This is a genomic window from Desulfoprunum sp., assembly GCF_053613775.1.
The window spans coordinates 1,660,408-1,687,330 of the sequence record NZ_JBSHXH010000004.1 but is presented as its reverse complement, the minus strand read 5'-3'; the positions used below and the strand labels follow the sequence as shown (position 1 = coordinate 1,687,330).

Below are 26,923 nucleotides of genomic sequence, written 5' to 3'. Positions count from 1 at the left end.
GCCAAAAATGAGGATTGCAATGGCCAGGAGGGAAGGGTAGGGTCAGCTGGATCCCGCACCTGGGAGGGATCTCTCTCCTCCCAGGGTTGGAACCTCAAGGCTATCCTGCGACCTGCAGGGAATATGCAACCGTTTCGAGAAGACGAGGACTGGAAATGTACAAGATTATCTATGAAGACAATGATGTGGTTCTTCGTTTCGAGAAGGATCTGATCGACCAGGAAACCATGTCCAGATTTCTCGGACGCATCAGCCTTCAGTCGATGTTGAAGAAGGGGAGCGCCTCCGGCGCGGCGGCGAGGATGAGGATGAAAAACCGGTTGGGCAATTTTCCGACCGGCTTCGATCTGATCCGCGATCCGGCCATGAACAAGGGGACGGCCTTTACCATCGAGGAGCGTGAAGCCCTGGGGCTGAGGGGGCTGCTGCCGCCGCGGGTCCACACCATCGACGAACAGGTGGAACGGGTACTGTGGAATCTTCGCAAGAAGCCAACCGACCTCGAGCGCTATATCTTCCTCACCAGCCTGCAGGATCGGAACAAGACCCTGTTCTACCGGGTGCTGCTCGACAATATCGAAGACCTGATGCCCATCGTCTATACCCCCACGGTCGGTCTCGCCTGTCTCCAGTACGGCCATATCTTCCGCCGGCCGCGCGGCATTTACCTGACGATCGAAGACAAGGGGCGAGTCGCCGAAATCCTCGGCAACTGGCACCGCAAGGATATCCGCATCATCGTCGTCACCGACGGCGAGCGTATCCTCGGGCTCGGTGATCTCGGGGCCGACGGCATGGGCATCCCGGTCGGCAAACTGGCCCTCTATACCGCCTGCGGCGGTATCCAGCCGTCGTTGAGCCTGCCGGTGACCATCGATGTCGGCACCAACAACGAGGTGCTGCTCAAGGATCCCCTCTATATCGGCTGCCGGCATCCGCGCGTCCGGGGCGAGGATTATGATGATCTGATCGAGGAATTCGTCCTCGCCGTTCAGCAGCTGTATCCCGGGGCGATGATCCAGTTCGAGGACTTCGCCAATCGCAACGCCTTCCGGCTGCTGCAGAAATATCGCGATGAGGTCTGCTGCTTCAACGACGATATCCAGGGCACCGCCTCGGTGACCGTCGCCGGCATCTTCTCGGCCCTGCGCATCACCGGCGGCAACCTGACGGACCAGAAACTCCTCTTCCTCGGGGCCGGGGAGGCCGGTATCGGCACCGGCGATCTGATGGTCTCGGCGATGGTCGATGCCGGCCTGTCGCTGGAGGAGGCCCGCCGCCGCTGCTGGTTTGTCGATTCCAAGGGACTTATCGTCAGGAGCCGTGCCGATCTCATCGGCCATAAGCTTACCTATGCCCACGATCATGAGTTCTGTACCGATTTTCTGGCGGCGGTCGAGTCCCTGCGGCCGACGGCGATCATCGGCGTTTCCGGGCAATCGAAGAGATTCAACCGCGAGGTCGTCGAGGCCATGGCCCGGATCAACGAGCGACCGATCATCTTTTCCCTCTCCAATCCGACTTCGAAAACGGAATGCACGGCCGAGGAGGCCTATACCTGGACCGAGGGCCGGGCCATCTTCGCCAGCGGCAGCCCGTTTGACGATGTCGTGGTCAACGGCAAGAGGTTCAGGCCGGGCCAGGGGAATAACGTCTACATCTTCCCCGGGGTGGGGATGGGGGTCATGGCCAGCTGGGCCACCAGTGTCACCGACGAGATGTTCCTGGTCGCCGCCCGGACCCTGGCGGCCGAGGTCTCGGAGACCGACCTCCGGGTCGGGCGGGTCTACCCGCCGCTGCCGCGGATCAGGGAGGTATCCCAGGCGATCGCCGTCGCGGTCGCCGATCTCGCCTACACCAAAGGCCTGGCCTCCCGGCAGCGACCGGAGGACCTCGAAGGCTATATCATCAGCCTGATGTATGAACCCGAATATCAGCCCTATGTCTAGCCGGGATTGAATTCTTCCATCATTTTCGACTAATACCTGGATAATGGGCCCTCCCTGAAGGAGGGCCCATTGTCGTTTGCGGCCTTCAATCGAAGTACCGGGAAAGCTCTTTTTCCAACGTGTAGAAAAAAATACCATTGTAGTGGTATTTTCTTTTTTTTACGGGTACAATTCAGCTGCATGGTAGGTCGATTTAATTGTGTTTATCATGTAATTTTCCTTTTTCATTATGTTTTTCACTATAGGCTCTATCCGTAGGTACTGCCCTGAACTCGGGGGCGGAGGATCAAATATACTGCATGGTTTTTTGATAGACCGGTAGAAGCCTCCTGTGTCCAGCCGTTTCCGGACGAGGAGGTTGGTAGAACCTGTTCAGGTGGCACTCTAATTTTTCGTTGACTACTGGCTCGCACGCGTGCGGGCGCGGGCCGGGCACATCCTGAATTTGCCGGTATCTGGCCTTCCCGGCATAGCCTGAGGGCGATTGAAGTGATCGGCGCGAGTAATATTAATGAATATTATTGAAATCTACGTCCAATAAAAATGATTGATTGGTCGGCGAGGAGCGCCGTGCCATGACCTTCCGGATCGATCGGAAAAGCACGGCCGCATCATGACATCCGGCAGAAGGCCCGTCGGGCATTGTATGCTCACTGTACAGGAGGTTCAATGGAAGCTGCACATCGATCGGACACAGGCCGCAAGAGCGATAAACCGTATTACCTTGCTGCCGAAATTGATCCACCGAAAGGGACCAATCTCGAAGGTTTTGTCGAATCGGCGCTGAGCCTCAGGGGCAGGGTCGATTCGATCCGCGTGACCGACAGCGAACACGCCATCATGCGGATGTCGCCGCTCGCCCCCTGTCTGGCCCTGAAGGAGAAAGGTCTCGAGCCGGTGATGGTGGTCAATGGGCGGGACCGCAACCGGATCTCGTTCCAGGGCGATCTGCTCGGGGCCTCGGCGCTCGGCATTACCGATATTGTGATCAAGGAGGGGCACGACCCGGCGGAGGGTGACCAGCCGGTCGCGAGAACCAGCGGTGACCTCGATCTGCCGACGATGCTCAAATGCGCCTCGTCGTTGAACGCCGGCCGTGATCTCGGGGGCGAGAAGCTCGACGGTGCGACGTCGCTCCGCATCGGGGTTTCGCTCGAGTTGTCCGACGACGCCAGCCGTAACCGCGACCAGATCGACCATATCCGCCGAATGCAGGAGTTCGGGGTGTCTTCGGTCTGTCTCGGGCCGACCTACGACATCAATATCATCGAACAGTTCCTGCCGGTGGCCGAGGAGACGGGGATCAACCTCTACCTTTCGGTGATGCTGCTCAAATCGGTGACGATGATCCGCTACCTCAACAACCTCAAGGGGGTACCCTCGATCCCCCAGGAGTACCTGAAGAAAATGATGGACGCCCCGGTCAAGCAGGATGCCGGGCTGACCATCGGCGCCGATTTCATCAGAGAAATCGCTCCGATCGCCAACGGGATCGTCATCCTCGCCATTGGCTGGAAAGACCGGCTGCCCGACATCCTCGACCTCCTCGGCCGCTGAAGGGGTCACAGGGTATGGGCGGTCAGTCGCAGGCGGAAAAAGTCCTGGCGGGAATGACCAGGGACTTCGGGTCGAATCTTTACCTCTACCAGATCCTGGAGGAGACCCCGAACGGGGTGATGGTGGTAAGCATCGGGCATCAGGTCATCTATGCCAACCCGGCGGCCTGCCATTTCCTCGACATGCCCTGTGAGGACATCGTCGATGCCTCCATTGCCGAGGTCCTCGACGTCGAAAATGCCGGCCTGTTCAGGCTGATCGCCGATTTCCTCGACTCCCCGGCCGGCCGGAAGATGTCACAGTTCCGGCACGAGATCGAGATCAAGAGGGAAGACGGACAGCACACCGAGATCGACGTCGTTCTGGTCTATCCCCCGGCCCGACCGGATTACTATCTTCTCTATCTGATCGATATCACGGCACGGAAAAAACTGGAGGCGGAACTGCGGCGGCGCAACGCCTTCTTCCACAACCTGATCGATTCTTCGGTCGACGGCATCATCGCCGCCGACATGAAGGGCCGGCTGATCCTGTTCAACCAGGGGGCGCAGGCCCTGCTCGGCTATACCGAAGAAGAGGCGTTCGCCGGTCTCCACGTGACCGGCCTCTATAACGAGGGGGTCGCCTATGAGCTGATCAAGCGGATGCGCAGCGACGACTACGGCGGCAAGGGCAGACTGCTGCACCACGAGCTGATGGTCAAGAACCGGGACGAGCAGATGATCCCGGTGCGGTTCTCCGGCGGCATTATTTACGACCGGGGGCAGGAGATCGCCACCTTCGGCATCTTCACCGATCTGCGGGCGATGCAGAAGATCGAGGAGGACCTCGAACAGACCCACAACATGCTGATGCAGTCGGAAAAGATGGCCGGACTGGGCCGCCTGGCCGCCGGTGTCGCCCACGAGATCAACAACCCGATGTCGGGCATCATGCTCTACGCCAATCTGGTCAAGGAGGCGCTTGGCGACGGGCATCCCAGCGGCGAGGACCTCGACGTCATCATCCACGAGGCCGAGCGGTGCAAGGTGATCGTCGCCGACCTGCTCGAGTTCTCGCACCAGACTACCTATGACATGGCCCTGGTCGATCTCAACGACATCGTCCGCAAGACCATCGGGGTCCTGAAGAATCAGCCGCTTTTCCAGAACATAGAGATGCAGCTCGACCTCGAGGAGGGTCTGCTGCCGATCTTCGGCAACTCGATCCGGCTCAACCAGGTGGTGATGAATATCGTCGTCAATGCCGCCCAGGCCATGGCAGGTCACGGGACCATCAGGATCGTGAGCCGGACGCGGGCCAGCAGGGACATCGTCGAGATCGTCGTCTCCGATACCGGTCCGGGGATCGAGGAGGACAGGCTCGAGAAGATCTTCGATCCTTTCTACACCACCAAGGACCCGGGCGAGGGCACGGGCCTCGGTCTGTCGGTGTCGTATGCGATCGTCAAGGAACACAAGGGGATTATCAGGGTCACCTCGCAGCCCGGAGGCGGCGCTGTCTTTTCCCTCAGGTTCCCGGCGGTAATGGAAAACCTCACTGGAGGAGACCATGAACAGTGAATTGATTCCTACGGAAGCAGGTAGCCAGAAATTTCTCAACAAACTCGAGGCGATGGGGATCGATGTCCACGCCTGTTTCCAGTGCGGGCGCTGCTCGTCCGGCTGCCCGATCGGTGATTTTTTCGACCTCCAGGTCATGGAGGTCGTCCGTCTGGCATCCTACGGCGCCGAGGATGTCCTCCTGCAGAGCAAGACTATCTGGCTCTGCGCCGCCTGCGAGACCTGCGCCACCCGCTGCCCCAACGAGATCGAGATCGCCGGCCTGATGGATGTCCTCCGGTCGCTGGCCCTGAAGAAGGGGATCACTCCGGCCGAGCCGCGGGTGCCGATGCTGCACCGGTCCTTCCTCGATTCAGTCAAACATTGGGGGCGGACCTACGAGATCGGCATGCTCGCCGGGTACAAACTGCGCTCGGGTGATCTCATGGGCGACCTCAAACTCGGCCTGCAGATGTTTACCAAGGGCAAGCTCAAACTGGTACCGCAGGGGATCAAGGGCAAGGCCGAAGTGCGGCAGATCTTCTCCGGCAAGGGAAAGGAGTATGACCGATGAAATTCGCATACTATCCCGGATGTTCTCTTGAAGGGTCGGCGCGGGATTACGACCACTCGGTGCGGCAATTCTGTCGGGATTTGGGGATCTGGCTGGTCGAGATCCCGGATTGGAACTGCTGCGGCGCCTCGTCGGCCCATATGACCGACCATGAGGTCGGCATGCGCCTGCCGATCCGCAACCTCCTGCTGGCGCAGCAGGTCGGCCTCGACATCCTGGTGCCCTGCGCCGCCTGCTTCCAACGGCTCAAGGCGGCCGACCAGGCATTGCGGACCGACCCTGGTTATTGGGACGTCGAGGACTACGCGTCGCCGCCGGCGATTGTCCACATCAGCACGCTGATGGCCAGGGCCGACCTGCTGGCACGGGTCCGGGAAAAGGTGCCCCGGCCGCTGCAGGGCCTGCCGCTGGCCTGCTATTACGGCTGTCTGTCGCTGCGCAATCCCCGGGTCACCGGGGTCACGGACTGGGAGATGCCCAGCAGCCTGGAGCAGATCGTCCGGGCGGTCGGCGCCGCACCGGTATCCTGGTCGCACCGCACCGAGTGCTGCTCCGGCAGCCTGACCCTGACCCGGCCGGACATCGCCGTCAGGCTGGTCGGAGATATCGTGCAGGCGGCGCGCCGGGCGGGGGCGAAGGCGATCGTCACCGACTGTCCGATGTGCCAGGCGAACGTCGAGAGCCGACAGCTCGATCTGGGCCAGGGGGAGGCGGCGCTGCCGGTCTTTTTCGCGACGGAGCTCGTGACGGCGGCCATCAGCGGCACGTATCCCGCCGCCCAGCAGAAAGTCCACCTGATCGACCCCACCCTCCTCAACCGCTACTTCAACCAGGCTGCACCCGCCGGGGAGGGCCCACGATGAACAGGGAACACTCGCAGCAATCTGGACCCACGTCGCCCCTGTCGGGGGCGGTGATGGTCATCGGCGGCGGCATCAGCGGCATGCAGTCGGCCCTCGATCTCGCCAATGCCGGCTTCAAGGTCTACCTGGTGGAGAGCTCGCCGGCCATCGGCGGCAAGATGGCCCAGCTGGACAAGACCTTCCCGACCAACGACTGCTCGATGTGCATCGTCTCGCCCAAGCTGGTCGAAGTCGGGCGGCATCTCAACATCGAGTTGCTGACCTGGAGCGAGGTGACCGGACTGACCGGCGAGGCCGGCAATTTCACCGCCACCATCAAGAGCCACGCCCGCTATGTCGATATCGGCAAGTGCACCGGCTGCGGCGCCTGCGAACTGGCCTGCCCGGTGACCCAGATCTCCTATTTCCCGCAGGAGCTCCCGGAAGGGGAAAAGAAAAAGGGGAGCCGGGAAAAACGGACCATCCGCGGGCCGGGGTCGCCGCTGCCGCAACGCCTCCACCCCTGGACCTTCGAGGTCGCGGCGGAGAAGTGCAGCAAGTGCGGCAGCTGCTTCCGGGCCTGCCTGCACGGGGCGATCAAGTGGGAGAAGGGCGGGGTCGCCGGCGTCATCGCCGACAAATGTACCGGGTGCGGTGCCTGCTTCGTCGCCTGCCCGGAGAAGTTCTCGGCGGTCACGATCGCGGATGCGCCGGAGATCGACAAGGGCCTGGGCGCCGCCATCGTCGCCCGTTCCGAGGCGCTGAAGAAGGAAATGGCCGGACGCGACGAGCGCAACTGCATCCGCTGCGGCCTCTGCGCCATGACCTGCAGGAAGGTCATGCGGATCGGGGCCCTGAAGATGGTGGCGGAGGGCATCGAGGCCAGCCTCGACACCTGCCAGGTCTGCGGCGCCTGCGTCTCGGTCTGTCCGGTCTCCTTCCTGGCCATCGATCAGGTCACCAACAGGACGCCGCAGCCGCTCTACAACACCTTCAACGAGGGGCTGAACCTGCGCCATCCCGTCAATATCCTCTATCCCCAGGCCGTGCCGCGGGTGCCGGTGATCGACGAGGCCAGCTGCGTCCACCTCAATACCGGGGCCTGCGGCATCTGCCGGTCGGTCTGCGGCCCGGGGGCCATCGATTACGGTCTCAAGGGCGGTGAACGCGAGGTCCGGGTCGGCTCGGTCGTCTTCGCCCCAGGCTTCGAGGTCTTCGATGCCAAGAGGCGCGGCGAATTCGGCTACGGCCACTATAAAAACGTCGTCACCAGCATCGAGTTCGAACGCCTGCTGTCGGCCTCCGGGCCGACCTCGGGGACGGTGCAGCGGCCCGGTGACGGCAGGCACCCGAAGAAGATCGCCTGGATCCAGTGCGTCGGTTCCCGCGACCACAGCTGCGACCGCGACTACTGTTCCTCGGTCTGCTGCATGTACGCCACCAAGGAGGCCTACATCGCCCGCGAGCACGACAGCGCCATCGAACCGACGATCTTCTATATCGACATGCGCTCCTTCGGCAAGAACTTCGATGCCTACGTCGAGCGGGCCAAGGAGCGGAACATCCGCTTCGTCCGGGCCATGGTCAGCCGGGTCTTCGAGGATCCCCAGACCGGCGATCTCGAACTGCGCTACGTCGACGGCTCCGGCTGGCGGGTGACCGAGAACTTCGACATGGTGGTGCTGTCGGTCGGGGTGCAGATCGCCGCCAGGACCAGGGAACTGGCGACCACGCTCGGCATCGAGCTCGACCGCTATGGTTTTGCCGTGTCGCAGGACTTTACCCCGCTGGCCGCATCGCGGCCCGGCATCTATGTCAGCGGCGTGATCAACGGGCCGAAGGATATCCCCGAGACGGTGATCGAGGCCTCGGGTGCGGCCCAGGCGGCCTCGGCCGGTCTGGCGCCGGCGCGCGGGACCGAGGTGACGGTCGAGGCCCTGCCGGCGGAACGGGTGCCGGAGGCGGGGGAGGACTTGAGGATCGGGGTCTTCGTCTGTCACTGCGGCACCAACATCGCCTCGGTGGTCGATGTCGCCGCCGTGGCCGAATATGCCAAGAGCCTGCCCGGCGTTGTCTACGCCGGCCATCCGCTCTATACCTGTTCCCAGGATTCACAGGAATCGATCCGGGCCATCATCAGCGAGCATCGTCTCAACCGGCTGGTGGTCGCCGCCTGCTCGCCGAGCACCCATGAACCGCTGTTCATGTCGACCCTGCGGCAGGCCGGGATCAACAAATATTTCTTCGATATGGCCAATATCCGCGACCAGTGCAGCTGGGTCCACCCCAACGACCCGGCGATGGCCACCGAGAAGTCCCGGCGGCTGGTGCGGATGGCGGTGGCCAACGCCAGCCAGGCCGAACCGCTGGCCGAACTGGAGTTCGATGTCAATCCCGGCCTGCTGGTCATCGGCGGCGGGGTGGCGGGGATGACCGCGGCGGTCGAGGCCGCGCGGCAGGGTTTCACTGTCTCTCTCATCGAGCGGCAGCCGACCCTCGGCGGCCAGGTGCAGCACCTCGGCAGGTCCTGGGGCGGCCAGGATTTCTCGCGCTATCTGCTGGAGCTGAAGGAACAGGTCGAGAGCAATGAACGGATCAGGGTCTTCCTCAACTCCGAGGTTGTCGAACACTCCGGCTTCGTCGGCGCCTTCTCGACCGATATCATGACCCCCACCGGGGCGCTGCGCACCATCGCCCACGGGGCGATCATCGTCGCCACCGGGGCGGAGGAGGCGCGGCCCGATCTCCACGGTCTCGGCACCGCCGACCGGGTCATGACCCAGACCGATTTCGAGGCCCGTCTGCTCGGGGGCCGGGACATGGTTCCCGGCCATGTGGTGATGCTGCAGTGCGCCGGTTCCAGGGCCACGGTGCAGCAGGCCTCCTACAGCGAGCCCGATACCGGCACGCCCTGCGATACGTCGGCAACGACAGCCGGAACCCAGGCCCACCTGCCGTACTGTTCGCGGGTCTGCTGCAACCAGGCGGTCAAGAACGCCCTGCACCTGAAGGAGATCAACCCGACGGCGCGCATCGACATCCTCTACCGCGACATGCGCACCTACGGTCTCGGTGAACTCCACTATCAAAAGGCGCGGCGGCTCGGGATTAATTTCATCCGTTTCGACCCGGAGGAGAATCCGCCGGAGATCGAGGTCGAGGACCGGGAGATCCGGGTTGCCGTCCGCGATCCGTCGATCGGCCGCAAGGTGTCGCTGGCCCCCGACCTGCTGGTGCTCTCCACCGGCATGAAGCCCCGCGATACCGAGGAACTGGCCTCGATGCTGCGGGTGCCGCGCAACAGCAACGGTTTCTTCATCGAGGCCCATGCCAAGCTCCGGCCGGTCGACCTGCCGAGCGAAGGGCTGTTCATGGCCGGGACGGTACATGCCCCGAAGGACGTATCGGAGACCATCGCCCAGGCCCAGGCGGCGGTGGCCCGGGCCGCGATCCTGCTGTCGAAGAAGAACCTGCGGCTGTCCGGCGTCGTGTCGCGGGTCGATCCGACCCACTGCGCCGTCTGCCTGACCTGCGTCCGGGCCTGCCCCTACGGCGTGCCGTTCATCAACGCCGAGCATACCGCCGAGATCAATCCGGCCCTGTGCCAGGGCTGCGGCATCTGTGTCGCCGAGTGCCCGGCCAAGGCCATCACCCTCGGACGCTACCAGGATATCAATCTCAAGGCCAAGATCCGGTCCTACGCCCAGGCGAAGCCGGAAGCCATTACCGTGGAGGAGTCGCATGATGGATGAGTTCACCGCCAACGTCATCATCTTTGCCTGTCGTCATTGAGCGTACACCGCTGCGGACCTGGCAGGTTCGGAAAGAAGGCGGTACCCGGCGTCGACCAGCATCGTCATGCTGCCGTGCACCGGGAGGATCGAGGAGACGCTGATGCTCGAGGCCTTCGAGAACGGCGCCGACGGGGTGATGGTCATCGGCTGCCTGGAGGGGGATTGCCACTATCTTGCCGGCAATATCCGGGCCCGGGCCCGGGTCGCCCGGGTGGCAAAGATTCTCGAGAGCATCCGCATCGGCGGCGACCGGATCCGGATGTTCAATCTCAGTGCCGGCGAAGGGGCGAAATTCGCCGCCTATGTCAATGAATTCGTCGGGCGGATCCGGGAACTGGGCCCCAGTTCCATCAATATCGTCCGGAAGAACGCGGCCTGACCGGCCTCAGGAGGAGTGCAATGATCACAGGAACGCCGAAACCCATCGAGGAGATTCTGGAGATGGTCGATCCCTATGACCGGATTGTCGTTGCCGGCTGCTATGGCTGCGTGACGGTGTGCCGGGTGGGCGGGGAGAAGGAGGTCCAGGTGCTGTCCTCGACCCTGCGCCTGGCGCGGGAGACCGCGGGAAAGAAGATAACGATCAAGGAGGTCTGTCTCGAGCGCCAGTGCGATCCCGAGTATATCGAACAGATGCGCTCCTATGTCCATGACTACCAGGCGGTGCTGTCGATCGCCTGCGGCGCCGGCATCCAGTTCCTGGCCGAAAAGTACACCTCCACGCCGCTCTTGCCGGGGATCAACACCGGTTTCCTCGGTGTCACCGAACGCCAGGGCGAGTGGGCCGAGCGCTGCCAGGGCTGCGGCGACTGCGTGCTGCACCTGACCGGGGGGATCTGCCCGGTGACCCGTTGCGCCAAGTCGCTGTTCCATGGGCCCTGCGGCGGATCGGTACAGGGGCACTGCGAGGTCGGCAAGGACACCCCCTGCGGCTGGCAGCTGATCATCGACCGGCTCAAGGCGCTGGACCAGATGGACAACTACACCAGGCTGAAACCCTACAAGGGATGGAACACCTCAAGAGATGGCGGCCCTCGCCGCATTGTCAGGGAGGATATGATCTGATGAAAGCGGGAAGCAATCTGGAAAAGGTCCTCGCCGCCGGCCATTTCGCCGTGACGGCCGAATGCGGTCCGCCCCGCGGCGCCGATCCGGAGATCGTGCGGAAGAAGGCGGCCTATGTCAAGGGCAACGTCGACGCCTGCAACGTCACCGACAACCAGACCTCGGTGGTGCGGATGAGCTCGGTCGCCGGCTGCATGCTGCTCAAGGAGATGGGGATCGAGCCCCTGCTGCAGATGGTGGTGCGCGACCGCAACCGCATCGCCCTGCAGTCCGACCTGCTCGGGGCCTCGGCGCTGGGGGTGCGCAACATGCTCTGCCTGTCCGGCGATCACCAGAAATTCGGCGACGATCCCCAGGCCAAGAACGTCTTCGACATCGACTCGATGCAGCTGATCCATCTGGTCAAGACGATGCGCGACGAGGGAACCTTCCCGTCCGGCCAGAAGCTCGATGGGGCGCCGAAGTTTTTCATCGGCTGCGCGGTCAACCCCTTCGCCGACCCGTTCGAGATCAGGGTGCCCCGGTTGAAGATGAAGATGATGGCCGGTGCCGATTTCGTCCAGACCCAGTGCATCTACAATCTCGACAAGTTCAAGGTCTACCTGGAGGATGCCAAACGCCAGGGGCTGCACGAGAAGGTCAAGATCCTGGCCGGGGTGACTCCGCTCAAGTCGGCCGGGATGGCCAAGTTCATGAAGAAGATGGTCGCCGGCATGGACATCCCCGACGCGGTGATCAAGCGCATTGCCGACGAACCGAAGGAGAAGCAGTCCGCCAAGGGCATTGAGATGTGCATCGAACTCATCCATCAGCTCAAGGAGATGGAGGGGATCGCCGGGGTCCATGTGATGGCGATCGAATGGGAGGAAAAACTGCAGGAAATCATCGGTGGGGCTGGATTACTGCCCCGGCCGGTTGTAGACTGAGACAAAAGAAGCCGCAAGATAACGCTGTACGACCAATGGAGGAGAGATATGGCTGACAAGAAAAAGGTACTGTTGGTGGATGATGATCCTGATTTTGTCGAGGCGGTCAAGGTCATAGTCGCGAACGGGGGCTACGATGTCCGGGTGGCCTATGACGGGGCCGAGGGGCTCGAGGCCGTGGCCGAGGAGAAACCCGATCTGATTGTCCTCGATGTGATGATGCCGGTGATGAACGGACACGAGGCCTGCGCCAAGCTCAAGGCCGATCCGCAAACGGCGAAGATACCGATCATCCTGCTGACGGCGGTGGCCGACCGGGTCACGACCAGCACCTACACCCACCGTGACATGCTGGAGAGTCAGGCCGAGGATTACATGCCGAAACCGGTCGAACCGACGGAGCTTCTCAATCTTATCAAACACTGGCTGAAGTGATCCGGTTTTCCGGTTCCCTTCGCTGGCCCGGGAGGGAACCGGGGGCGCTTCGGTGAACGTTACTCGCCGGCCGGAGAGAGCTATGGACGCAATCCGCATCCTGATCGTAGACGATGAGAAGGTAATCCGCGACGGGGTTGAACGGGCCCTGGCGGGAAAGGACTATGTCATCACCAAGGCTGAAAGCGGTGAACGGGGCATCGAGATGATCGGGGCCGGGAGGTGCGACATCCTCCTGCTCGATCTGATGATGCCGGGCATCGACGGCTTCGCCGTGCTCAACTGGGTCAAGGAGAACCGACCGGAAATCGAGGTTATCGTCATCACCGGCTTCGCGACGGTGTCGAAGGCGGTTTCGGCGATGAAGCAGGGGGCCTTCGACTTCGTCGGCAAACCCTTCACCCCCGATTATATCAGGATCGTCGTCGGCAAGGCGGTCGACAAGCTGCGGCTGCAGGCCGAGGCGGAACAGCTCCGCGAGGAGCGCACCCTCAGCCTGGCGGCGATCAACCAGGAACAGAGCCGGTTGAAGACGGTCTTCGGCTGTATGGCCGAGGCGGTGATCATCACCGATCGCGAAGGGGTAGTGGTCCACCACAACCCGGCGGCCATCAACATCCTCGAGATCCAGACCGATCCGGTCGTCGGCAAGCCGCTGGCGGCGTCGATCAGGGACGGGGCGGCGGTGGAAATGGTCTGCGAGGCCATCGACGGCTCGCAGGTGGTGACCCGGGAGTTCGCTCCCGGATCGATCTCCCGTCGTTTCCTCCGGGCCCACTGTTCGCCGGTACGGTCCAGCGGTGGCGGGATCCTCGGATCGGTGACGGTATTCGAGGATATCAGCACCCACAAGGAAATCGACCGGATGAAATCGGATTTCGTGGCGATGGTGGCCCACGAACTGAAATCGCCGCTCGCTTCGATCGAGCAGATGATCTACGCCCTCCAGGTCGACTGTCAGTATGAGGCGTTGCACTCCTGCAACGCCCTGCACAAACGGATGATCGTCCGTACCCGGGATCTGCTGCAGCTGATCGAAAACCTCCTCAACCTGTCCAAGCTCGAGAGCGGCACCGTGATCTTCCGGTTGGAACCGGTGCGGGGGCACGAAATCCTTGCCGATATCATCGACATCGTCACTCCGCAGGCGCAGGGCAAGGGATTGCAGCTGGAATACAAACCCTGCCGGCAGGACTGGTGGATCAATGTCGATTACGATCACCTCCGTACCGCCTTCCTCAACATCATCTCCAATGCGATCAAGTACACGCCGGAAGGGGGGCGGATAGAGATCGCCACTTCCCTGGCCGGGGGCCAGGCCTGTCTCGTCGTCCGGGACTCCGGGATCGGGATCGGCAAGGAGGACCTGCCGCATATCTTCGACCGCTTCTTCCGGGTCAAGGGCAAGGCGACCCGCCACATCACCGGTTCCGGCCTGGGGCTCGCGCTTGTCAAGAGCGTGGTCGAGGCCCACAACGGCTATATCGACGTGCAGTCGGAACCGGGAGTCGGCACCGCCTTCTCCCTCCATTTCCCGCTGGCCGAAGTGGATGTGGCGGCGATGGAGAAGATGGCCGTCGTCGAGTGAGCATCTCTCAAGCTGTCCCGGTGACGGCCGGGCGGGGTCAGGCCCGGTTCCTGCCGGCGGTCGGGAAAAGCCTCAGGTCGGTGTGCGGCAGAAACAGCGCCGCGACATAATGGTTCATGAAGCCGGGATTGTCGGAGAGTTCCATGTTGGTCATCAATGACCGTACCTGTGCCCGCTCCATGAAGCGGCGTTGGTCGGTGAGGCTGATCCGGCAGCCGAGCAGTGAGGCGTTGCCGAGGTAGAAGAATCGGTTGCGGTCGAGGTCGGGGAGCAGACCGATGGCGATGGCCCGTTCGAGATCGATATGGGCGCCGAAATTGCCGGCGAGGATGACCCGGTCGAGATTGTCGAAACTGAGCCCCACCGATTCGAGCAGGGTCTGGTAGCCGGCGAACAGGGCCCCTTTGGCCCGGATCAGGTTGTCGAGGTCGATTTCGGTCAGGACGATGTCCTCCCCGGTCAGAGAATCGCGCGACCAGACCAGCACGAATTCCCATCCGTCCGTCCCCTGTCTGATTCGCGGGTGCTTCAGAGAGCGGCTGAATTTGCCGCGTTGGTCGATGATGCCGGTAGCCAGCATTTCGGCGACGATGGCGATCAACCCCGAGCCGCAGATGCCGCGCGGCAGGGTGTTGCCGACGGTGACGATCATCGGGTCAAGGGTTTCGGGGTGGATGTGGCAGTTCTCGATGGCCCCGGGACTGGCCCGCATTCCGTACTTGATGCCCCCGCCCTCAAAGGCCGGACCGGCCGAACAGGCAGCGCAGATCAGCCACTCGCGGTTGCCGACGACGATCTCGCCGTTGGTGCCGATGTCGATGAAGAGGCTGATCTCATCGCTGTCATGCATCCGGCAGGCGTGCACCCCGGCGACGATGTCGCCGCCGACATAGGAGGAGACGCAGGGGTAGAGGTAGATCCGTACCGAGGGGTGGGCCATGATCCCGAGCTCGGCCGCCCTGGTCAGCGGGAAGATGCTGATCCCCGGCACATAGGGCGCCTCGCGGATGAACCTCGGGCTGATGCCGAGGAGGAGGTGGGCCATGACGGTATTGCCGGCCGTCATGATGTAGCTGATGTCGCTGGGGTAGATGGTGGCCTTGCGGCAGACATCCTCGATCACGGTATTGATGGTGGAGACGACCTTGTTCTGCAGGGTCTTGAGGCCGTGATCCTTCAGCGAATAGATGATGCGTGAGATAATGTCGGCGCCGCAGGACACCTGGGCGTTGTAGCTCGAGGACTCGGCGATCGTTGCGCCGGTGTTGAGGTCGATGAGCTGCCCGCAGACGGTGGTGGTGCCGATGTCGCAGGCCAGCCCGTACAGCCGGTCGGTGGTGTCGCCCTCCTCGACGGCGATGATGGTCTCGGGATCTTCGGCGTGTTTGCCGTGCAGGAGGATGACGGTGACGTGCCAGTTCGCCTCGCGCAGCATGAAAGGAAGTTCCTTCAGCAGTTCGGTGTGGTCGTAATACGGTTCGGGGCTATCGGGCAGCGTCTGGCGGATGCCGCGCAGCAGGCGCTGCATGTCGGAGATGTTGTCGTCCAGGGTCGGCGGCGGCAGCTGGAGGGCGATCTTGCGGACCGGAGGCGCTGTTTCCCATGTGCCGACCAGCGTCTCGAGGGATCGGGCCGATAAGGGCCGCGTGGTCTTCGGCCGGCAGGCGAGGGATCTGCCATCCGCGCCGACGGTATCCGGGATGCGAACGACCAGGTCGGAAACGACTCTGGAGGTGCAGGCCAGCCTGATGCCCTCACCATATTCCTTTTCGGTCAGACCAGTCCCGTGGGTGTTCCTGACGTCCCCCCGCTCCAGTTGAATCCTGCACTTGCCGCAGACACCCTCGCCGCCGCAGGCGGCGTGTATATAAATACCGGCGGCGGCAGCGGCCGTCAGGATACTCTCGTCAGTCTCCACATCGATAGAGACATTTTCAGGGAGAAACCGGATCCGGTGAGTCATTTTCAACCTCATCGAAAAAATACTTGCATATGACAAGAATACCAGGGAAAATAGGTGCGGTCGATTAATATGTCTGAATATATATATCACATTTATTTATCAGTAAGAATGCTGTTTCCCATGAAGAAATGAGTTGCTTTGACGTGGTCGTTAAGCTACAACTTCTTTCAATTAAACTTTACAACTCAATGGATTGCGTGGTTGCCCGTTTTTTAATGTTTTCTGGCGATAAGGGAAGGGTATGTCTCCGGAATGAGGGCTGATCTGAGGCGGTCGGGGGCCTCGGGCAGCGAGAATGGCGATTATCCGGGGGAAAGCAGTGTGGGAATGTTGCAGGTTGGGCGAATTGTGCCCAACATTCTGATGCAGAACTTCATCAATCAATTTTGGCCATCCCGTGGGTCGAAACAACGTGAAAGGAATTCCATATGTTAGATCCAACAAAACACCAGGACTGGGAAATTGCTGAAGACGCTGAAAAAACGATGAAGACGATCTACGAGATCGGCGAGCAGTTGGGCCTCACCAAGGATGAATTGCTTCCCCACGGGCATTACATCGCCAAGATTGATTTCCGTAGGGTGCTTGAACGCTTGAAAGACAAGCCGAACGGCAAGTACATCGACGTTACCGCCATCACCCCGACGCCGCTTGGCGAAGGCAAATCGACATCCTCCATGGGTCTTGTTCAGGGTTTGGGCAAAATAGGCAAGAAGGTCTGTGCCGCCATCCGTCAGCCTTCCGGTGGGCCGACGATGAACATCAAAGGTTCGGCAGCCGGCGGCGGTCTCGCCCAGTGTATCCCGCTGACTCCGTTCTCCCTCGGCTTCACCGGCGACATCAACGCCATCATGAACGCCCACAACCTGGCCATGGTCGCTTTGACCTCCAGGCTGCAGCATGAAAGGAATTATAATGACGAGCAGCTGGAGCGGCTGTCCGGCATGAAGCGGCTCGACATCGACCCGACCAACGTCGAGATGGGCTTCATCATGGATTTCTGCTGCCAGTCCCTGCGCAACATCATCATCGGCATCGACGGCGTCAACGGCAAGACCGACGGCTTCATGATGAAATCGAAGTTCGGCATCGCCGTCTCCTCCGAGGTCATGGCCATCCTGTCGTTGGCCACCGACCTCAAGGATATGCGGGAGAGAATGGGCAAGATCGTCGTCGCCTACTCGAAGACCGGCAAACCGGTGACCACCGAGGACCTGCAGGTCGCCGGGGCGATGACCGCCTGGATGGTCGAGGCCATCAATCCGTCCCTGATGCAGACTCTGGAGGGGCAGCCGGTCATCGTCCATGCCGGCCCGTTTGCCAACATCGCCATCGGCCAGAGCTCGATCATCGCCGATCGCATCGGCCTCAAGCTGGCCGACTACCATGTAACCGAATCCGGTTTCGGTGCCGACATCGGCTTCGAGAAATTCTGGAACCTCAAGTGCCGCTATTCCGGCCTCAAACCGGACTGCGCCGTTGTCGTCGCCACCATTCGCGCCCTCAAGTGCCATGGCGGCGCTCCGGTGCCGGTCCCCGGCAAGGCCATGCCGGTAGAGTATAAGACCGAGAACGTCGAGTGGGTGGCCAAGGGCTGTGCCAACCTCATCCACCACATCCGCAACGTCCGCAAGGCCGGCATCAGCCCGGTCGTCTGTATCAATGCCTTCTTTACCGACACCGATGCCGAGATCGCCAAGGTCCGTGAGCTGTGCGAGGCCGAAGGCGCCAGGGTCGCCCTCTCCAGGCATTGGGAATATGGTGGCGAAGGTGCCATCGAGTTCGCCAAGACCGTGGTCGAGGCCTGCGAAGACAAGAATGATTTCAAATTCCTCTACGATCTCGATATGCCGATCAAGGACCGTATCGAACTGATCGCCAAGGAGGTCTACGGCGCCGATGGCGTTGATTTCTCTCCGGCGGCCGCCAAATCCGTCGAGAGGCTCCAGGCCGATCCGAAACTGTCCAAAATGGGTATCTGCATGGTCAAGACCCACCTGTCGCTCTCCGATAATCCGTCAATCAAGGGTGTGCCGAAGAATTGGCGGCTGACCATCCGCGAGGTCCTGACCTATGGCGGCGCCGGTTTCATCGTGCCGGTGGCCGGGGCCATCAGCCTGATGCCTGGGACCAGTTCCAACCCGGCCTTCAAGCGGGTCGATGTCGATGTCGAGACCGGCAAGGTCAAGGGTGTGTTCTAATCGATCAGGTATGACCGGCGGGCGGACCAATTTACCGTCAACCCGCCGGTAACAGAAGGTTTTTTAGTATTTTCAACCTGAAGGAGAACAGCATGACTGCAGAGCTTATCAGCGGAACCCAGATCCGCAAGGAGATCCTTGCGGAGTTGTCCGAAGAAGTCAGGCAGATGAAGGCCAAACATGGCAGGGGCCCGGGGCTGGTCACTATCCTGGTCGGCGAGAATCCGGCCTCGATCAGCTACGTGACCCTGAAGATCAAGACAGCCGAGGAACTCGGTTTCCATGAGGTACAGGACAGCCAGCCGGTGGACATCTCCGAGGCCGACCTCCTCGCCCTGATCGACAAATACAACAATGACCCGACCATCGACGGCATCCTCGTTCAGCTGCCTATCCCCAAGCATATCGATGAGAAGAAGGTCCTCAACGCCATTGATCCGGACAAGGATGTCGACGGCTTCCACCCGGTCAACGTCGGCCGTCTGATGATCGGCGGCAGCGAGGTCAAGTACCCGCCCTGTACCCCGGCGGGCATTCAGGAACTGATCGTCCGCTCCGGCACCGAAACTTCGGGAGCCGAGGTGGTCGTTGTCGGCCGCTCGAACATCGTCGGCAAGCCGATCGCGATGATGATGGCCCAGAAAGGAGCGGGTGCCAACAGCACGGTGACCATCGTTCATACCCGGACCAAGGATCTCGCCGCCCACTGCAAGCGGGCCGATATCCTCATCGTTGCCGCCGGCGTGCCTGATCTCGTCAAACCCGAGTGGATCAAACCCGGCGCTACGGTTATCGATGTCGGTGTCAACCGGGTCGGGGTCAACGAAACAACGGGTAAGGCGATCCTCAAGGGCGACGTCGATTTTGAGGCGGCGAAGAAAATTGCCGGCAAGATCACGCCAGTACCTGGTGGTGTCGGCCCGATGACGATCGCAATGCTGATGAAGAATACGGTGAAATCGGCCTGGCTGCGCCTCGCATAGGCGCGGTGGGGGCCGACAGATGGTGTAATGGGAAAATGCAGGAATCACCCGGACGTAGAGACGTCCCATATGTGTCTCAAACATAAATACTATCTCTGTGATGCCTGCCTTTTCTGCAACGATGCGGCTTTTTACTGCAAGTACCGCTCATCCTGTGCCATCCACTTCAAGGAGAAGGAGCGACGGAAAAAAGAACGTCGGGAGAATGAATGACCCTGATGATTCCGGTCGCTCCCTTATATCAACGACAAGGGGAAGGTAATGATGAGATGGTGCATCCGTTGGATGAATTGAATGAAGAAGGAGAATTGTCATGACAGATCAACAGCATTGTCCGGGTTTTGAGAGCAACAAGTCGTTGAGTGCGATCAAAGTCGCCTGTCCTGCCTGCAAGGCGGAGATGGAGATGTTTTCCGATGAGATCGATAAAAAGGCTACATGCCCCAAATGCAAGGCGACCTTCGATCCAAAAAGCTGCAAAGTATCGGGGCAATAAAGGCTTTTCTCGGGATGACAATCACCTGAGGCAAGGAGAGGGCAATGTCGATCATCAGCATATCCCGGGGCAGCTATTACCGGGGCAAGGAAGTTGCGCTTAAAGTAGCCGCGGACCTGGGATATGCATGCATTTCGAGGGATACGATACTTGAGTCGAGCAAGGAGTACGATATCCCTGAACTGAAGATCATGCATAATTTCCAATATGCAGTCCAGATCCTTGAACGACAATCCTTCGGTCGGGAGCGTTTTGTCAACTTCATCTCCGCGTCGATTTTGAAGCACCTCAAAAATGACATGTATGTCTATCATGGGGTGGCCGGCCAGTTCTTTCTCCGTGACGTCGCTCACGTCCTGAAGGTACGCATCATTGCCGACATGGAAGAGCGGGTCGCGGATGAGGCGGAACGGGCGAAGATATCCCGTGATGAGGCGCGAAGGCAGTTGCGGATCGACGATGAGGAGCGACGCAAGTGGGCGTTATTGCTGTACGGTATCGATATCGTCGATCCGGGGCTGTATGACATGGTGCTCAACATCAGTGCCATGAGCGTCGATAACGCTGTTGAGTTGATCATCAAGGCGGTCAGTTTTCCGTGCTACCTCCCGACCGATGCCTCTGTTCGGCGGATAAGAGATCTGGCGCTCACCGCCGAGGTCAGGGCCGCACTGTTTGATTTCCCGACCGCCGGTGTCTTTGTCGACGAAGGTCGGGTTCATGTCCATGTCAAGGCCCCCGAAGAACAGTCACCGGCGATCGTCACAAGAATTGAAAAGGCCCTTGCCGGCATGGAAGGTATGGGATCGCTGGAGATCAGGATAGCTCCCTACTATTGAGCGGTTGTTGAATCGAATGATATGATAGATAGTTAGATGATGTTTGATCGGCGATTGTTGCTTTTTTGTCGAAGAAACCGAGAATGGGCTTTATTCAGGTCATCAGGAGATAGGAAAGGTTCTTATCAACACAAATGATGATATACTCGAACAAAAAGAATGATTGTTTATCTGAGAACTCGTGTATATTTAAGCAAATCCTTTCCCTTCCTGCCATGACGCCAAAAATCTCTACTATGATATTTCTCTCTCATTATTCTTTGTCTCCCGTCTTTGATAATTTTCGGTTCAGCTTCGAGCGGTCCGGTTACCCGTGTTGGATCGACACATGCAAATGAACAAGGTGACATTCCTGCCTCATGGCAGGGAAATAAAAGTGCCTGCCGGGGAGAGCCTGATCCGGGCCGCTCTCAATGCCGGGGTCCATATCAACGCTTCCTGCGGAGGTGAAGGTGTCTGCGGTAAATGCCGGGTCCTGATCGAAGAGGGAGAGGTTGCCGGCGGCGTTTCGGAGAGGCTCAGTGCTGAAGATGTAGCAAAAGGCTACCGTCTCGCCTGCCTATCCGAGGTTATCGCCGATGTGGTGGTCCGCATTCCGGTCGAGTCCTCGATCGATGTCAGTGTGCTCAACAAGCAGGCGTCTACGCGGCGCAAGGCCACAATCAAGCATGTTGATTTCAACAGTCTGAAAGAGCAGGGGTTGTTTATTCCTCCGGTTGAAAAAATATACCTCGAACTGCCGCCGCCGGACGTGCAGAACAATATGCCGGATGTCACGAGATTGATCGAATATCTCAAGCTGAAGGGCGATGAGCACAAGCTGGAACTGACACTGGCGGTCATCAGAAAATTACCGGATGTCCTTCGCCATAACGACTTCAGGATTACCGTTACTTTGGTTCGCCCTGTTCGTGACGATGGCAAAACCCTGATTATCGATGTCCAGCCCGGTGACACCACGGCGGCGAATTACGCGATCGCGATGGATATCGGTACGACGACCGTTTACGGTCAGCTGATCGATCTGAGCAGTGGTGAGTGCCTTGGTGAATACGGCGAATTTAATGGTCAGATCAGTTACGGCGAGGATGTCATCAGTCGTATCATCTATGCCGAAAAACCTGAGGGACGAAAAAAGCTGCAGGAAGTCGTCGTCGCTACGATCAACAAGGTCATCGGGGAGATACTCCGCCAGGCCAAGGTCGATGGTGACAACATCGCGACCATCACCCTGGCCGGCAATACCACCATGACCCAATTATTGGTGGATATTGAGCCCCGTTACCTCAGAAGGGCTCCCTATGTTCCGGCCTCGTCGCTCTATCCCCCATTCAGCGCCGCGACTATCGGCATCGATATCAATCCCAAGGTCATCGCTCTGCTCTACCCGGTGGTGTCGAGTTATGTCGGTGGCGATATTGTCGCCGGAGTCATGGGGTCAGGGTTGTACCGGAGCGAGAAGCTGACGCTGTACCTCGACATAGGGACCAATGCCGAAATAGTTATCGGCAACAGGGACTGGCTGGCGTGCACCGCCTGTTCCGCCGGGCCGGCATTCGAGGGCGGCGGCATCGAATTCGGGATGCGGGCCTCCAAGGGAGCGATCGAGGATTTTTCGCTCGATCCGGTAACGTTTGAACCGATGCTTTTGACCATCGGCAATATCCGGCCGAAAGGGATCTGCGGCTCAGGGCTGATCAACATGACCGCTGAGATGCTGGAGATGGGGGTTATCAACAACCGGGGACATTTCAACCGCGATCTCAACACCCCTCGCATCCGCAGCAACAATGGAATCTGGGAATACGTCCTTGCCTGGCGCGAGGAGACGCAGATCGACCGTGATATTTCCCTGTCCGAACCGGATATCGATAATCTGATCAGGGCGAAGGGGGCGATTTACAGTGGCTGCATGACGCTACTGGAAGAGGTCGGCCTGACGATGGACATGATAGAACACATTATCCTGGCCGGCGGCTTCGGCAGCTATATCGACCTCGACCGGGCAATGACCATAGGCCTTCTGCCGGAGATCGAGGCAGACCGGGTGACATTTATCGGTAACGGATCGCTGTTGGGTGCTCGAATGAGCTCGCTGACCAAAAGGATTCGTAAGGATGTGGTGGAAGTGACGAAGAAAATGACAAATTTTGAATTGTCCGAAACACCTTCCTATATGAGCAACTATGTGGCGGCGATGTTCCTGCCGCATACGGAGATTGAGAAATTCCCGCGGACAAAGCAACGTATCGAGGGGCGCGGAAGACAATAACAGTCGATCTGGAGAGGGATTGCCCGCTGTACCGGGGAGTTCACCCAGAAGACCGTTTCGACATACTGGAAGTGATGTTTGGCAGTTGGAGTAGCTGATTTAGAAGTAAAAGGGGAGGTTGGCGTTATAGGCAGCCGAATAACAGCAGACAAGGCTGGCTTATGGCACAGGAACCTTGAGGAGTACAACACTCAGATGCAAGGAGGTAGTCGTGGGATTTGAAATGAAGAAGGAATCCTATACCGGAGGCATAAAGGAGATATCCATTGGCAAGGGCGACGCAGCCAGGAAAGTTGGCGGCCAGAGTTGCTATCCCTTTTATACGTTCGAAGGCGAGATGCCTAACAAGCCGCTTATTGCCATGGAAATTTGGGACATGGAACCGGAAGATTGGGCGGAACCGGCTCTTGCCTATTTCAAGGACGTGACAGCTGATCCGGTAGCATGGGCTAAAAAATGTGTCGAACAATTTGGCGCTGAAGCCATCGTTCTGCAGTTGAAAAGTATCGACCCGAATGACAAGGATGCCAAGGCCGATGCGGCGGCGGCGACGGTCAAGAAGGTCATGGATGCGATCAATGTCCCGTTGATCGTGTGGGGATGCGCCAACCCGGCCAAGGACGAAGAGGTCTTCAAGGTTGTCTGCGAGGTCTGCCAGAATGGAAACCTCATGCTTGGGCCGGTTGAGGAGAAGAACTACAAAGGCATCGCCGCCGCAGCGATGGGATATGGCCACAGTGTCATCGCCTCTTCGCCGATCGATGTCAACCTGGCCAAGCAGATCAACATCCTGCTCGAGAACTTCGGCATGCCGATGGACAGAGTGCTGGTCGATCCCACTACCGGCGGACTCGGGTATGGACTTGAGTACTCGTATTCGGTCATGGAGCGGTTGACACTGGCAGCGATGGCCCAGGGCGATGAGAAACTTCAGTTTCCGATGATCAACAATCTCGGCAACGAGGTATGGAAGTGCAAGGAAGCGAAACAGGTTGTCGACGATGCCCCCCTCCTCGGTGATCCCGAGAAGCGCGGTATCATGATGGAGGCTATCGGTGCCGTTTCCTATCTGATGGCCGGGTCGAGCATGCTCATCATGCGCCATCCGGAATCGATCCGGCTGGCCAAAGATTTCATCAAGATCCTCGCCGATGGCGGCTCAGCCAAGGAGACGGCCCCCATCACCAAGAAACTGGGCGATGTGAAAGTCGATTTTGCGGCTCTGGCCCCGAAACTTGATCTGACCATCGAAGAAGAAAAGAAAAAAGCGGCACCGGCTGCCCCGGCTGCCCCGGCCGCCAAGGCCGCAGCACCAAAGGCCGCCCCGGCGGCAGCGGCTGCCCCGGCCCCGAAGGCTGAAGCCAAGGCAGCGGCCCCGGCCGCTCCGGCTGTAGATGCAGCCGCCGCAGCCAAGGCCGACGCGGAAGCCAAGGCCAGGGCTGAAGCCGATGCCAAGGCGAAGGCGGAGGCCGATGCAGCGGCCAAGGCGGCAGCAGCAGCCAAGGCGAAAGCTGATGCCGAGGCGGCAGTCAAGGCTGAGGCGGAAGCCAAGGCCAAGGCGGAAGCGGATGCGGTAGCCGCAGCACGACAGGCCCGGGAGGCGGAAGAAAAGGCCCTGCAGGAGAAGAGGGCAAAAGAGCGCAAGAGCTCGGCTGCGCACGTTGCAGTATCGGGCCCGGTTACCATGACGGCGGCAACGCTGCAGTTGACCGAGCAGGAGAAGATCCTGGCAATGCTCAACAGGTTCCACAAACGAGTGCAGTGATCCGACTGCGGTTCGTTATGGCAAAAGATACATTGGTTATTTGATTATTATTCGAGGAGGAACTTCTCATGGCAGAAGAAACAAAAGTGAGTGCCGTAAAAGCCCCGCAACAGGCAGACCCGATGGAGGCTTCCATCGAAGTGTCGACCCAGGAGATGATACGACGTGCCCAAAAGCTCCAGATAGAAACCGTTTTTGATCGTGCCGTAACCATGAAACCCTGCGCCATAGGCATGCAGGGTATCTGCTGCAAGAACTGCGCAATGGGCCCCTGCCGTCTGCCGTTGCCGAAGGGCGGAGTGCAAGGTGAGGACACCAGAAAAGGATTGTGCGGGGCCACCCCGAACACCATCGCCGCTCGTAACTGGATCAGGATGATAGCCGGCGGTGCCGCCGCCCACTCCGATCACGGCCGTGGCGTCGCTTTGACTTTTCTCTCCGTCGCTCGCAAGGAGACCAAGGATTATACCATCAAGGATCCGGCCAAGCTGATTTCGATTGCTCCGTATTTTGGTGTCGCGACGACGGTCGAGGTCGATGGCAAAAAGCTGGATCGAGATATCGACGAGATCGCCTTGGGGGTCGCTGAGGCTGCCGTGGCCGAATGGGGAAAAACTGACGGATTCCTCAGCTATCTGAAAAGAGCGCCGCAACCATTGCAGGATAAATGGGAAAAGCAGGGAGTAAAGCCCCGTAATATTGATCGGGAAATTGTTGAAATCATGCACCGGACCCACATGGGTGTCGATCAGGATTACAAGAACCTGCTGAAGCAGGGCGCCCGAGCCTCGTTGGCCGATGGCTGGGGTGGATCGATGATCGGTACCGACCTGCAGGATGTCATGTTCGGCACACCCACTCCTCTGCAGGCCGAGGCCAATCTTGGCGTCATGAAGGCCGATCACGTCAACATCATCGTTCACGGCCATGAGCCGCTGCTCTCCGAGATGATCGTTGCCGCCTCCCAATCCCAGGAGATGATCGATCTGGCCAAACAGGTTGGTGCCAAGGGTATCCAGCTCAGCGGTATCTGCTGTACCGCCAACGAACTGTTACAGCGTCACGGTATCCCGCCGGCAGGGACCTTCCTGCAGCAGGAACTGGCGATCATCACCGGGGCCTGCGATGCAATGGTCGTCGATGTCCAGTGCATCTTCCAGAATCTGGCCAATGTCGCCAAATGCTTCCACACCAAACTGATCACGACTCACCCCATCGCCAGGATGGAGCAGGAAAATGTCATCCACATCGAGTTCGACGAGCACTATGCGATGCAGGATGCGATGCGTATCGTCAAAATGGCTGTCGAGAACTTCCAGAACCGTGGCGCCGAGGTAATGATTCCGCAGCATAAGACCACCCAGATTGCCGGCTTCGGTGTCGAATCGATCCAGTACCATCTTGGCGGGTCCTTCCGCGGTAGTTATTACACGTTGAATGATAATATCATCAATGGCCGGATCCGCGGTATCGCCGGCGTGGTTGGTTGCAACAACGCCAGGACCAAGCATAACGAAGAGCATATCACGATCATCAAGGAACTGATCAAGAACGATGTCATCGTTCTTACCACCGGTTGCAGCGCTATCGCCGCCGGTATCCACGGTCTGCTGACCCCGGGCGCCGCCGCGGTTTACTGCGGTCCCGGCCTGGCCGAGGTCTGCGAGACGGTCGGTATCCCCCCGGTCCTTCATCTCGGTTCCTGCGTCGACAACAGCCGCATCCTGCTGGCCGCCACCGAGGTTGTCAAGGCCGGCGGCCTCGGCAAGGATATCTGCGACCTGCCGGTAGCCGGATCCGCCCCCGAATGGATGAGTGAGAAGGCCATTTCCATCGGCCAGTACTTTGTCGCCTCAGGATTTTATACCGTCTTCGGTTATTCCCTGCCGCTCGAGGGCGCTCCGGTCTTCAAGAATCATCTCTACAAGGATATGGAGGGACTCTATGGCGGCATGTGGGACTGCGAGGCCGACCCGATCAAGCATGCCCATAAGATGATTGCCCATATCGATAAAAAACGTAAAGAACTGGGTATCGACAAGGCCCGCGACCGCGTCCTGATGGATATGGCCGACAGACAGAAACTTGGAATGGAATAATTCTGGTAGGCAATCTTACCGTAACTGTTCGATC

At 59.8% G+C, this 26,923-nt stretch carries 19 protein-coding genes and 1 pseudogene; 19 read left to right on the top strand and 1 reads right to left on the bottom strand.

Annotated elements, in window-relative coordinates; translation table 11 throughout:
* Nucleotides 1-155: 155 nt before the first annotated feature.
* The 11 genes and pseudogenes from ACWGKN_RS11610 to ACWGKN_RS11560 all read left to right on the top strand — a co-directional run bounded on the left by ACWGKN_RS11610 (nt 156) and on the right by ACWGKN_RS11560 (nt 14,271).
* Nucleotides 156-1,949 carry an NAD-dependent malic enzyme gene (locus ACWGKN_RS11610; protein WP_424253848.1) on the top strand — a complete coding sequence of 598 codons (1,794 nt, stop codon included), beginning with the start codon at nt 156-158 and terminating at the stop codon, nt 1,947-1,949.
* Between the two features lie 669 nt (nt 1,950-2,618).
* Nucleotides 2,619-3,506, top strand: a complete 888-nt coding sequence (locus ACWGKN_RS11605; protein WP_052160028.1) for a methylenetetrahydrofolate reductase — start codon at nt 2,619-2,621, stop codon at nt 3,504-3,506.
* 14 nt (nt 3,507-3,520) lie between these two features.
* Nucleotides 3,521-5,068 carry an ATP-binding protein gene (locus ACWGKN_RS11600; protein ID WP_452095242.1) on the top strand — a complete coding sequence of 516 codons (1,548 nt, stop codon included), beginning with the start codon at nt 3,521-3,523 and terminating at the stop codon, nt 5,066-5,068.
* A complete protein-coding gene (locus tag ACWGKN_RS11595; RefSeq protein ID WP_035230235.1) occupies nt 5,058-5,621 on the top strand; it encodes a 4Fe-4S dicluster domain-containing protein in 564 nt (187 codons plus the stop codon). The genes ACWGKN_RS11600 and ACWGKN_RS11595 overlap by 11 nt, the downstream gene beginning before the upstream one ends.
* Nucleotides 5,618-6,484, top strand: coding sequence for a CoB--CoM heterodisulfide reductase iron-sulfur subunit B family protein (locus ACWGKN_RS11590; protein ID WP_052160026.1), 867 nt, complete (start codon nt 5,618-5,620; stop codon nt 6,482-6,484). The genes ACWGKN_RS11595 and ACWGKN_RS11590 overlap by 4 nt, the downstream gene beginning before the upstream one ends.
* Nucleotides 6,481-10,110: pseudogene (locus ACWGKN_RS11585) on the top strand (FAD-dependent oxidoreductase); the annotation flags it as partial. The gene ACWGKN_RS11590 and the pseudogene ACWGKN_RS11585, both read left to right, overlap by 4 nt.
* A 97-nt stretch (nt 10,111-10,207) precedes the next feature.
* Complete coding sequence (locus ACWGKN_RS11580; RefSeq protein WP_424253909.1) at nt 10,208-10,636, top strand: hydrogenase iron-sulfur subunit; 429 nt, start codon at nt 10,208-10,210, stop codon at nt 10,634-10,636.
* A 20-nt stretch (nt 10,637-10,656) separates the two neighbouring features.
* Nucleotides 10,657-11,322, top strand: a complete 666-nt coding sequence (locus tag ACWGKN_RS11575) for a methylenetetrahydrofolate reductase C-terminal domain-containing protein (RefSeq protein ID WP_035230231.1) — start codon at nt 10,657-10,659, stop codon at nt 11,320-11,322.
* Nucleotides 11,322-12,248 (top strand): methylenetetrahydrofolate reductase, encoded by a 927-nt coding sequence (locus ACWGKN_RS11570; RefSeq protein WP_035230227.1) that lies wholly within the window; start codon nt 11,322-11,324, stop codon nt 12,246-12,248. Before ACWGKN_RS11575 ends, ACWGKN_RS11570 begins: the two co-directional genes overlap by 1 nt.
* A 48-nt stretch (nt 12,249-12,296) precedes the next feature.
* A complete protein-coding gene (locus ACWGKN_RS11565) occupies nt 12,297-12,683 on the top strand; it encodes a response regulator (RefSeq protein WP_035230225.1) in 387 nt (128 codons plus the stop codon).
* A gap of 82 nt (nt 12,684-12,765) precedes the next feature.
* Complete coding sequence (locus tag ACWGKN_RS11560; protein WP_052160022.1) at nt 12,766-14,271, top strand: sensor histidine kinase; 1,506 nt, start codon at nt 12,766-12,768, stop codon at nt 14,269-14,271.
* A gap of 37 nt (nt 14,272-14,308) precedes the next feature.
* Here ACWGKN_RS11560 and ACWGKN_RS11555 read toward each other — a convergent pair whose 3' ends face one another.
* Entirely contained in the window at nt 14,309-16,234 is a 1,926-nt protein-coding gene (locus ACWGKN_RS11555) for an ASKHA domain-containing protein (RefSeq protein ID WP_452095241.1), read from the bottom strand.
* Nucleotides 16,235-16,662: 428 nt separating this feature from the next.
* Between ACWGKN_RS11555 and ACWGKN_RS11550 the strand changes: the two genes are divergently transcribed.
* From ACWGKN_RS11550 to cooS, 8 genes are all read left to right on the top strand, one after another.
* Nucleotides 16,663-18,435 (top strand): formate--tetrahydrofolate ligase, encoded by a 1,773-nt coding sequence (locus tag ACWGKN_RS11550; RefSeq protein WP_035230220.1) that lies wholly within the window; start codon nt 16,663-16,665, stop codon nt 18,433-18,435.
* A gap of 92 nt (nt 18,436-18,527) precedes the next feature.
* Nucleotides 18,528-19,418, top strand: a complete 891-nt coding sequence (gene folD, locus ACWGKN_RS11545) for a bifunctional methylenetetrahydrofolate dehydrogenase/methenyltetrahydrofolate cyclohydrolase FolD (RefSeq protein ID WP_035230218.1) — start codon at nt 18,528-18,530, stop codon at nt 19,416-19,418.
* Between the two features lie 69 nt (nt 19,419-19,487).
* Nucleotides 19,488-19,631, top strand: coding sequence for a hypothetical protein (locus tag ACWGKN_RS11540; protein WP_424253854.1), 144 nt, complete (start codon nt 19,488-19,490; stop codon nt 19,629-19,631).
* A gap of 100 nt (nt 19,632-19,731) precedes the next feature.
* Complete coding sequence (locus ACWGKN_RS11535) at nt 19,732-19,914, top strand: hypothetical protein (RefSeq protein WP_035230214.1); 183 nt, start codon at nt 19,732-19,734, stop codon at nt 19,912-19,914.
* Nucleotides 19,915-19,958: 44 nt separating this feature from the next.
* On the top strand, nt 19,959-20,753 hold the full coding sequence (locus ACWGKN_RS11530) for a cytidylate kinase-like family protein (protein WP_452095240.1): 795 nt from the start codon (nt 19,959-19,961) through the stop codon (nt 20,751-20,753).
* A 328-nt stretch (nt 20,754-21,081) separates the two neighbouring features.
* Nucleotides 21,082-23,025: an ASKHA domain-containing protein gene (locus ACWGKN_RS11525; protein WP_452095239.1), complete on the top strand. Its 1,944-nt coding sequence runs from the start codon at nt 21,082-21,084 to the stop codon at nt 23,023-23,025.
* A gap of 211 nt (nt 23,026-23,236) precedes the next feature.
* On the top strand, nt 23,237-24,790 hold the full coding sequence (locus ACWGKN_RS11520; protein WP_452095238.1) for an acetyl-CoA decarbonylase/synthase complex subunit delta: 1,554 nt from the start codon (nt 23,237-23,239) through the stop codon (nt 24,788-24,790).
* A 68-nt stretch (nt 24,791-24,858) separates the two neighbouring features.
* Nucleotides 24,859-26,889 carry an anaerobic carbon-monoxide dehydrogenase catalytic subunit gene (gene cooS, locus ACWGKN_RS11515; RefSeq protein ID WP_452095237.1) on the top strand — a complete coding sequence of 677 codons (2,031 nt, stop codon included), beginning with the start codon at nt 24,859-24,861 and terminating at the stop codon, nt 26,887-26,889.
* Nucleotides 26,890-26,923: the final 34 nt, after the last annotated feature.